Below are 8,720 nucleotides of genomic sequence, written 5' to 3' on the forward strand. Positions count from 1 at the left end.
GTATCTGGCAAGCGGCCGATTCTGCCGAAGGCCGTTCTACGCCACGAGTCTCCCAGATACCCCCGGGGGTAGTCAAAATACTGACGGGGGTATCCTCGGTGTCGCCGCTGAAACGGACTCGCCAGTAACCGGCAGGGCCGCGGAGGACCTGGCGCCGGACGCCAGCAATGAACCCGCAGACCGGCCGGTGGCGAGGTGCTAGGTTCCGCAGAAGGTCCGGTAGGGGCCAAACTCGACCGGCGGCGCTGCAGCGAAGCGTTCCAGGCCCGGGCGCTCGACGAAGGGGTTGGTCACCGCGGCCAGAAGTTGCCCTAACGGTGCGAGGTCGCCGCCGGTACCGGCCGCGAGGGCGTCCTCTACAAGGTGGTTGCGCGGGATATAGGCGGGGTTGACCCGGTCCATTGCATCCGCGTCCGGATCTTCGGCACTCCAACGCTCCACCCATGCATCGAAAGCCGCCGGGTCGGGAAGCAGAGACCTCGCCGGCCCGGTGTTGCCGCGGGCGGCAGCACCAAGGCTTCGGAAGAAGGCGGTGTGGTCGGCACGCCCGGCCTGCAGGATGCTGAGCAGCTCGTCCACCATCGTGGCAGCCACATCGTCTTCGACGCCGGCAGCCAAGCCAAGCTTCGCCCGCATCCCGGCCGACCAGGCAGCGCCGTACTGCTGCCGGAACCCGGCGAGCGACTCCTGCGCCAGGGCGATCGCCTGCTCTTGCTCGTCGTGGAAGAGCGGCAAGAGGGACTCTGCGAGCCGCGTGAGGTTCCACTCCGCAATGGCGGGCTGGTTGCGGTAGGAATAACGTCCGGTCTCGTCAATCGAACTGAAGACCGTCGCCGGAATAAAGGCGTCCAGGAAGGCGCAGGGGCCATAGTCGATGGTCTCGCCGGAGATTGTCATATTGTCGGTATTCATAACGCCGTGAACAAACCCCACCAACATCCATTGCGCAACCAGCGACGCCTGGGCGCTGATCACTGCCTGGAACAAGGCCAGATGGGGGTGCCTGGCTGCGGCCGCGGCGGGATGGAGGCGGGTGATGGCGTGGTCGGCGAGCCGCCGCAGCAGGCCGATGTCCCCTGTCCCCCTGGCGTACTGGAAGCTGCCCACCCGCAGATGACTGCTTGCCACCCGCGTCAGCACGGCCCCTGGCTGCATCGTTTCGCGTTGCACCTGCTGCCCGGTGGCCACTACCGCCAGGGACCGTGTGGTGGGGATGCCCAGGGCATGCATCGCTTCACTGACGATGTATTCGCGGAGCATCGGCCCCAGCACTGCCCGTCCGTCGCCGCCGCGGGCAAAAGGGGTGCGCCCGGAGCCCTTGAGATGAACATCGCGGAGACGGCCTTCCACGTCCATCAATTCGCCGAGCAGGAGCGCTCTCCCGTCGCCCAGCCGAGGGGCCAACGAGCCGAACTGGTGGCCGGTATACGCCTGTGCCACAGGAGTCGCACCGTCGGGGACCAGATTGCCGATCAGCAGCCGCAGCCCATCGGAACCGCGAAGGTAGGCGGGATCAAGGCCAAGCTCTCCGGCCAAGGGCTTGTTGAGGACCACGAACCGGGGGTCCGGGGCCTCGTCCGCCTGCCAGGGGATGGACATCTCCCCCAGCTCCCGGGCAAAACGGCCGTCAAAGCTGACAGGTGAGGAAGCTGTGGCAGTCATACTCCAAGACTAACTGTGGCGCCTCAGCGGGCTGCCACCTTCTTAATGGCTACCATCTCTATAATCCTGGTCGAGGGCTCTCCAACCAACGCCGGAGCCGTCACACCGGTCTTCCAGGTGTCGTTCTGCAGACGGCCCAAAAAATCCACAGCCTCTTCCTGGGTATCAAAATCCATCTCCAGCATGACGTAGTCCTCTTGGTCCAGCGGCCGCGAAATCCGGAACGACCGCACTCCCGAAGCGGCCCGGTCCAGCGGGTCACTGTCGAAAGCCCTCCTCCACATGCCGAAGTCCCGGACCTGGTGTTCGATCTGCAGGGTAATCATGTGACTCTCCTGTCGCCGTCGTTATTGAAGCCCAACTCTAGGCCCGAAGGGCTGCTCAACGTAAGGTGTCCGGGACCTGCCAGAAAGCGGGGCGGTCCCTGGATCCGCGCCAAAATGACTATTGCCTGCTGGTGATCAACGCAGAGCACGGGCGGGCCGCGGGAATCATTACTGCACGGAATCACTACTGCGCGGAATCGGTCGGCGCGGCGGCCTGATCGGCCCGGTGGCGCTGGCGGCGGCTGGCCAGCAGGAAAGGCGCGGCGACTAGCCCGATGATGCCGCCGACCGCCAGCGACGCGGAGTAGCCGTACACATCTGCTGCCCGGCCGAGCATCGGCTGCACCACCACACCGCCGCTTGATCCCATCAGCGAGTCAAAGCTAAGCACTGTTGCCCGTTGCCGCGAGGCGATCATGTCGTTGAGGTAAGCCTGCCGCACCGGGGTGCCCGCGGACGTTACCAGGGCCCAGAGTGCCAGCAGCACCAGGGCCACCCAGAACACCTGGATAAACCCAAGAGTGACCAGGATTACCGCCCCCATAACGCTGCTCAGAATGAGTAAGGTCGTCCGCCGCTGCACAAGGCGCCGCAGCCGTGGCGCCAACCAACCGCCAATCACCTGGGCAGCTGCCACGATTGCCGCCGCCACCCCGGCCACGGAGTACGCGTGCGGGTCGCCGAAAAGCTCCAGCAGGTACGGCTGGAGCGCGTAGAAGACATAGATCCCGACGCCGGCACTGAACGGCGCGGCGAACATCACGTACCGGACGGGCGGATTCTTCAAGCCGTTCTCAATCGAGGCGGAGAGTACGGCACGGGTCGCCTGAAGCGGGTGTCCCTTCCGTTCCGGAGTGAACCCGACGTCGTGCATGAGCCTAAAGGCCACAACGAACATCACCATCAGCACTCCCACCCGCAGCATAAACGGCACGCCGAGGTTGGTGGCCTGGGCGATGACACCGCCGGCCACCGAGCCAGCAAGCATTGCGATGCCCGAGACCATCAATCCCCGGCCGAGTACCGTCTCCAGGTCGCCTTCGTATCCGGAAAACCGCAACGCGTCGACGAGCCACGCTTCCACCGCCCCGGAGAAAAAGGTGAATCCCAAGCCGAGCACAACGGAAACCACTGCCCACAACCAGAATGGGGCGGAAAGCTGCCACAGCAGGTAATAGAGGTAGGTGGATAGCGCCAGCGTGACGGTGCCGAGCAGGAAGGAAACCCGGCGTCCCCAGCCATCGGCGATCGCACCGGTGGGCACTTCAAACAGCACCATCCCGGCGGTGAAAAAGGCGTTCGCGGCAAAAGCCTCAAGGTTGCTCAGCCCGGCATCGAGCAGGAAGAGGGTGTTGATCCCCCATATGAACGAGGCCGCAAGGGTATTGCCCAGCGTCAACGTCAGATAGATGCGCTGAATCGTTAGGGCGGCGGCGTTCATCGGGTTGCCGTCCCCGGCGGGGCGAGCGGCTGGCACCAGGCCATTCTCGTCTCCTTGCTCGATGAGAGCCAGAGAAGCGGGCGGAGGAAACCCGCACGCAGCTCGCTCGGTTCGCCGGGGCACCACTCATTGCGGCGCTACATCTCGCCGAGCTCGAAGATCTCCAAGGTGAACGTCCCTTTCCGCTCGGACAGGAAGGGGTGTCCGTCCGCCAGGGCTCTAGCCGCCGCGAGGCTTTCGGCTTCCACTATCGAATAGCCGTTCAGATCCGAAGAGTCCGCCACGGCACCGTCGTCCACCACCGCTGTACGGGAAGGCGTAAACGGTGCGCCAATATCGAGCAGGGCCGGCCCGATTTTCTCCACCCAGCCGCCCCAGGCGGCAGTCTGCTCCGCTGACTGCTCCGGGGTGAACTGGTCCATCGGTGTGGCCGGACCCTTGTAGAGATAGATGAACTTGCTCATAACATGTCCTTTCATCTGCGTTCGCCTTTCGAACGGCCCGGCATGGACGCTGAGACCGCCCCGCCCGTGCGAACTATTAGGAGGCGGGATTGTGCAAGGGATGCAGCAGATGCGGCCGCCCTGGCATTGTGTGCTCCTGCCGTGAGTTGGCTTATCAGATGCCGGCGACCTCACGGCCGGTGAACGCAACGAGGCGCTCCATGCTCGCCGCCGACTCATCGACAAGCGTCCCCGGGGCGAAGTCGCCGCCGCGCTGGTGAGAACTGATCGTGTTCCGGGCAAGGCCCAGCACGTAGTCCGCGAGTACCGGCGAGACGGTGAGCTCCTGCCCGGTGGCCTTCGCAAAGTCCCAGGCGTGGACCAGGAATTCCACATTCAGGATATTTGCCACCATCGTGGCGGGAAGTTCCGCGAAGCCCATGTCCACGCTTCCCGCCAGGCCCCGGGCCCGGAAAGCTTCCAGGATGATTTGCGCTGCGTCGGCGATTCTAACCTCGGGCGGGGCCGTCGGCTGGGCAGGAACGGAAACACCGAGTGCACTGCCGATCGATGCAATCGACCCGAAGAGATGGTTCAGGAGGCCTTCCACGGTGAAGCCTGCGCAGGGCGTGCGGGCTCCCATGTCAGAGTCCTTGAGTCCGCGGAGAATGCGTTGGACTACGGCGAGGGTGGCTTCGGCGCTGGCAAGCTCATCGATCGGATCCGGGGCTGCCGCCCAGTCATCGTCACCGGCGTCGCCGGTCGTGGCCAAAAGTACGAGTCGCGCCATAAAGTGGTTCCAGCCTTGGGCGTGGCCGATCTCCTGCTCCGCGGTTAGCCCGTCGTGGATCAGCTGGACAGTCGTTCCGCCGTCGACCGCTTCCAGGGTCACTGTCACAGTCGAGGCACCCGGCGGCAACTGGGTGTCCCCCTCCCATCCCCAGGTGTAGATGACACGTTTACCCGGCTCGATTTCCACAAACGTCCCCAGCGCCACATGTCCCGGGGTAACGGTCCAGCGATAGCTTCCACCGATGCGAAGCTCGACCCTGGCCGCGACGGCCTTCCAACGGCGAAGCCGTTCAGGCTCCGTGATGAGCAAGAAGGCGGTATCCGGGTCAACCGGGAGGAAAACAGTTTTTGTGTAGGACATCAGTTCTTCCCTTGCCGTGAAGGTGGGCGGAGCCGGCCGGCGTCAGCGACCAGCAGATCCAGTTCGTTGGTCCAGAAGGAGTCGAATTGTTCACGCAGCCGGACCATCCCCGAGGAGTCCAAACCGTAGTACCGGTTCCTGCCGTCCTTTCGGGCCGAGACGAGACCGACATCGGATAAAAGCAACAGATGCTGCGAGATCGCAGAGCGGCTCACAGGAAAGTTTGCGGAGAGCTCCGTTACCGTTTTCTCCCCCGCTGCCAAGAGTCGAAGCAGTGCCCGCCTGGTTGGCTCCGTGGCAACTTCCAGAAGATCAGGCACAATTAATACGTTAGCCTTGGCTAACGTATTGTGCAAGTGTTTGTCGGGCATAACACCCGCTCGCTGGTTGGCGCAGGCCCGGACACCGACCGCCGTTGCCGGGACCGTGGATTCGCCCATGGCGAGGCTCCAACTGCGCCGATATTGTGCGAGGCTTAGCGGATGGATCTGGAGGTGTCGGCCGCGCTCACGATTCCCGCGGCGGAACTGGGCTGGCGGTTCTCGCGTTCGTCCGGCCCGGGAGGTCAGCACGTCAACACCTCGGACAGCCGCGTCGAGCTCACGTGGAATGTCGTCGCCTCCGCGGTGCTTTCGGACGATCAACGACTGATGCTGGTCACCCGGCTGGATTCCCGCCTCATCGCCGGAAGCATCACAGTTACCGCTTCCGAGCGGCGTTCCCAGCTGCGCAACCGCGAAATCGCCTTGGCAAAGCTCGCCGGCCTCATAGCAGGCGGCCTTGCGCCCGAGGCTGCGCGGCGCCGCGCCACCAAACCGACGCGGGGTTCCAACCGCCGGCGACTCGCGGCAAAGGAACAGCGCTCGGCGACAAAACGGCAGCGGCAACGGCCGTCAGCAGAGTAGCGGGGCGGCGGATCCCGGACCTGCGGCTGACGGGCGAGCCGGCGCCCGCGCAGGCCTCAACCCAGCGTGCCCAAGATGGCGGTCCGGCTCCCTCCGGCGGCGGGCCGGGTGACGCTGGGTGTGCTGTGGGCCGGGGCGCCGCGGGCGCCCCGGCCCAGGCGATCAGCCGTTCCGGGACATGGGCACGCCCATGCCGGGATCTATCTTGTGCGGGCCCGCAGCCGACGGTGTGACATCGAAGTCGAAGATGGCTGTGGGGATGTAGACAGTCGAGCAGGAGTTGGGGATATCCACAACACCGGAGAGCCGGCCTTCAATGGGCACGGCTCCCAGGATCATGTAGGCCTGCTCTCCGCTGTAGCCGAACTTCTTCAGATAATCGATGGCGTGGAGGCAAGCCCGCTGGTAGGACAGGTGCGAGTCCAGATAGCGCTGTTCGCCGTCAAGTGTCACCGACGTTCCGGAGAAGGCCAGCCACTGCGAGAACTGCGGGTCGACGTTGCCGGGCATAAAGATGGCATTCTCGCTGACGCCGTAGGTGTCCATGCCGCCTTTGATGATGTCCACCCGGAGGTCTATAAAACCGCCCATTTCGATGGCGCCGCAGAAGGTGATTTCGCCGTCGCCCTGGGAGAAATGCAGATCACCCAACGAGAGGTTGGCGCCGTCAACGAAGACCGGATAGAAGATCCGGCTGCCCTTGGACAGGTTCTTGATGTCCTGGTTTCCACCGTTTTCACGCGGCGGGGCAGTCCTGGCCGCTTCCGCTGCGACCCGGCTAAAATCCGCCTCGGGCAGGTGTCCGAGTACAGCGTGCCCGGCCTCGGGCGGCAGCGCCAGGGGTGGGACGCGGTTGGGGTTGGTGGCAATGAGGTCACCTTCGCGCTTGTTCCACTTCGCGAGCAGTTGAGCCGACGGCGCCGTGCCCATCAGTCCCGGGTGGATCAGCCCGGTAAAGGAAACGCCGGGAACGTGCCGCGATGTTGCGATCTGTCCGGTGAAATCCCAAATGGCCTTATAAGCGTCCGGGAACTGATCGGTCAGGAATCCGCCACCATTGTTTCTGGAGAAAATACCGGTGTAGCCCCAGCCCTGCCCGGCGAGCGGGCCGGAATCTTCCTGCGGAATGGGACCAACGTCGAGAATATCAACCACCAGCAGGTCCCCTGGTTTTGCGCCTTCGATGGCGAAGGGGCCGCTGAGTTTATGGACGGTCAGCAGGGGAGCATTCAGGATATCGTCTGCCGAGTCGTCATTGACGATCGCGCCGTCGAACCATTCCCGGCAGTCCACCCGGAACGACTCACCAGGCTTGACCGTGGCAATGGCAGGGATTTCCGGATGCCATCGGTTATGGCCTATTTTCTCCTGGTCCTCGAACTTCTTTGACGAGTCAAGGTTAAATATCTTTGCGGGCATTGTGTCTCCTTTGACTAGGTTCCGCTTCTTAGATTCCTAGGGCCGCGGTAGTTTCTGATGTAACGGGTTGGAGGTGTATGGCTGGACCCTCTTGGGGGCGCCCGGAATGCGGGAGTTCACCACCTGGGGTTCGGCGGCGCTGCGCACGGTGCTGTCGATAAGTTTGAACGCGGCTGACCCGGACCGTGAAAGGTAGGGACTGCTGATGACGCGGCGGGATACGCCGCCGCAGGCCGGGCATACTGCGGTCTCCGGCGCCTCTCCGATCGGGTGCTGCGATTCGAACAAAACCTCATGGGATGGGCAACGGTATTCGTAGGTGGCCATGGCCGGGTCCTCTCTTGTCCGGGTGGGAGACTATTCCCCCTACGGGATGTTTAAGCGGTCCGGGCCACATTGGTGGGCTGGGGCGCCAGGGCCCTGTTGCGCATCGCCTTCCGGCCGAGGAAGTAGGCCGCGGCCAGGGCCACCGCGGCAATCGCGGCAACCAGGGCCGCATACCCGTTGTTGGTCTCATAACGGCCAAGAAGCAGGAAGAACGCGGGGATGGTGCCGGTCAGGTGGCTGATGAAGACGGTGAACCAACCGGTCATGGTGGTGAGCGAATCCTTCTTCAACCCGAGGACCAGGAAAAAGAGGAACCAGAGGACGGCCCAGACAAACCAGATGATGCCAAAGACCGGGTCCGCCACCAAGGTAAATTGCAGGACTCCGATCGCAACGGCACAGGCTGCCACAAACAGCGAGAACCAGCCCAGGCCTTCGCCGCTGATTCCTGTCATTTGCAGGATCCCTACATACAAGTAGGTAAACCCGAACAGATACAGACCGGCCGCACCGAAGATAACAGTGGGATCGTTGTTGGCCTGAAGGATGATAATCGTCGGAAACACCACCTGCATGGTGCCAACAAAAAAATTGAGGATTGCCGCAGACTTCCCCGGGATGACCCCCAAAAGCATCAGCCCGTTGATAAACAGAACTGCTCCAACGTAAAGCAAACCAACACTACCCATGTCAACTCCAGCGCGAGGTGAATAGAGACTTTGCGGGCGCTCCCGGCGTTCTTTGGCAAGTGCTGTGCCCGCCTAAAGAGCCGAAGCAAAAGAATGTCCTGAACTCAGGATTTATCCCTAGACTAGACCTCCCGGGCGGCACCCTCTAAGGTCCTTTGGCCCTGCCGCTAGGGCCGAATTGACGGGGCGGTTATCGGAGCGGCGGCCCGGGCCTTGGGCCCGAGATAAGTAACGGGTTGGTGACGGTTCCCGGGTGACCCATCCGGGGTGGGGGGTGTTCCCGAAGTACTCCTGACAGACCAAGCCGGACCCGCTGGATTCATTGTCAGGACCGCACCGCTTACGGTGTGGCCGC

The 8,720-nt window shown here is 63.4% G+C and carries 10 protein-coding genes; 1 reads left to right on the top strand and 9 read right to left on the bottom strand.

Annotated features, from left to right (window positions below; all coding sequences use genetic code 11):
- Positions 1–198: 198 nt before the first annotated feature.
- The 6 genes from QMG72_RS03980 to QMG72_RS04005 all read right to left on the bottom strand — a co-directional run bounded on the left by QMG72_RS03980 (position 199) and on the right by QMG72_RS04005 (position 5,465).
- Positions 199–1,662 (bottom strand): protein adenylyltransferase SelO, encoded by a 1,464-nt coding sequence (locus QMG72_RS03980; protein WP_283479708.1) that lies wholly within the window; start codon positions 1,660–1,662, stop codon positions 199–201.
- Between the two features lie 23 nt (positions 1,663–1,685).
- Complete coding sequence (locus tag QMG72_RS03985) at positions 1,686–1,988, bottom strand: hypothetical protein (protein WP_226774332.1); 303 nt, start codon at positions 1,986–1,988, stop codon at positions 1,686–1,688.
- Between the two features lie 184 nt (positions 1,989–2,172).
- Complete coding sequence (locus tag QMG72_RS03990) at positions 2,173–3,429, bottom strand: MFS transporter (protein ID WP_282359982.1); 1,257 nt, start codon at positions 3,427–3,429, stop codon at positions 2,173–2,175.
- Between the two features lie 137 nt (positions 3,430–3,566).
- Positions 3,567–3,893: a YciI family protein gene (locus tag QMG72_RS03995; protein ID WP_226774331.1), complete on the bottom strand. Its 327-nt coding sequence runs from the start codon at positions 3,891–3,893 to the stop codon at positions 3,567–3,569.
- A 154-nt stretch (positions 3,894–4,047) separates the two neighbouring features.
- A complete protein-coding gene (locus QMG72_RS04000) occupies positions 4,048–5,025 on the bottom strand; it encodes a TIGR03086 family metal-binding protein (RefSeq protein WP_282359977.1) in 978 nt (325 codons plus the stop codon).
- Positions 5,025–5,465, bottom strand: coding sequence for a helix-turn-helix domain-containing protein (locus QMG72_RS04005; RefSeq protein ID WP_348774846.1), 441 nt, complete (start codon positions 5,463–5,465; stop codon positions 5,025–5,027). The genes QMG72_RS04000 and QMG72_RS04005 overlap by 1 nt, the downstream gene beginning before the upstream one ends.
- Positions 5,466–5,507: 42 nt before the next feature.
- On the opposite strand from QMG72_RS04005, the gene arfB reads away from it, so the two are divergent.
- Positions 5,508–5,930 carry an alternative ribosome rescue aminoacyl-tRNA hydrolase ArfB gene (gene arfB / locus QMG72_RS04010; RefSeq protein WP_226774329.1) on the top strand — a complete coding sequence of 141 codons (423 nt, stop codon included), beginning with the start codon at positions 5,508–5,510 and terminating at the stop codon, positions 5,928–5,930.
- 162 nt (positions 5,931–6,092) lie between these two features.
- On the opposite strand, the gene fmdA is transcribed toward arfB, so the two are convergent.
- Genes fmdA through QMG72_RS04025 form a run of 3 tightly spaced genes read right to left on the bottom strand, consistent with a single transcriptional unit; the run spans position 6,093 to position 8,365 of the window.
- Positions 6,093–7,349: a formamidase gene (fmdA, locus tag QMG72_RS04015; RefSeq protein ID WP_226774328.1), complete on the bottom strand. Its 1,257-nt coding sequence runs from the start codon at positions 7,347–7,349 to the stop codon at positions 6,093–6,095.
- Positions 7,350–7,385: 36 nt separating this feature from the next.
- Complete coding sequence (locus QMG72_RS04020) at positions 7,386–7,676, bottom strand: FmdB family zinc ribbon protein (RefSeq protein WP_226774327.1); 291 nt, start codon at positions 7,674–7,676, stop codon at positions 7,386–7,388.
- 50 nt (positions 7,677–7,726) lie between these two features.
- Positions 7,727–8,365 carry an AmiS/UreI family transporter gene (locus tag QMG72_RS04025; RefSeq protein WP_226774326.1) on the bottom strand — a complete coding sequence of 213 codons (639 nt, stop codon included), beginning with the start codon at positions 8,363–8,365 and terminating at the stop codon, positions 7,727–7,729.
- Positions 8,366–8,720: the final 355 nt, after the last annotated feature.

The organism is Pseudarthrobacter sp. PH31-O2 (assembly GCF_030063265.1).
Taxonomy (GTDB): domain Bacteria; phylum Actinomycetota; class Actinomycetes; order Actinomycetales; family Micrococcaceae; genus Arthrobacter.

What these genes read in the sequence shown, in the direction of transcription:
- QMG72_RS03980 (WP_283479708.1), bottom strand. Translation starts at nt 1,662, where the DNA reads ATGACTGCCACAGCTTCCTCACCTGTCAGCTTTGACGGCCGTTTTGCC.
- QMG72_RS03985 (WP_226774332.1), bottom strand. Translation starts at nt 1,988, where the DNA reads ATGATTACCCTGCAGATCGAACACCAGGTCCGGGACTTCGGCATGTGG.
- QMG72_RS03990 (WP_282359982.1), bottom strand. Translation starts at nt 3,429, where the DNA reads ATGAACGCCGCCGCCCTAACGATTCAGCGCATCTATCTGACGTTGACG.
- QMG72_RS03995 (WP_226774331.1), bottom strand. Translation starts at nt 3,893, where the DNA reads ATGAGCAAGTTCATCTATCTCTACAAGGGTCCGGCCACACCGATGGAC.
- QMG72_RS04000 (WP_282359977.1), bottom strand. Translation starts at nt 5,025, where the DNA reads ATGTCCTACACAAAAACTGTTTTCCTCCCGGTTGACCCGGATACCGCC.
- QMG72_RS04005 (WP_348774846.1), bottom strand. Translation starts at nt 5,465, where the DNA reads ATGGGCGAATCCACGGTCCCGGCAACGGCGGTCGGTGTCCGGGCCTGC.
- arfB (WP_226774329.1), top strand. Translation starts at nt 5,508, where the DNA reads ATGGATCTGGAGGTGTCGGCCGCGCTCACGATTCCCGCGGCGGAACTG.
- fmdA (WP_226774328.1), bottom strand. Translation starts at nt 7,349, where the DNA reads ATGCCCGCAAAGATATTTAACCTTGACTCGTCAAAGAAGTTCGAGGAC.
- QMG72_RS04020 (WP_226774327.1), bottom strand. Translation starts at nt 7,676, where the DNA reads ATGGCCACCTACGAATACCGTTGCCCATCCCATGAGGTTTTGTTCGAA.
- QMG72_RS04025 (WP_226774326.1), bottom strand. Translation starts at nt 8,365, where the DNA reads ATGGGTAGTGTTGGTTTGCTTTACGTTGGAGCAGTTCTGTTTATCAAC.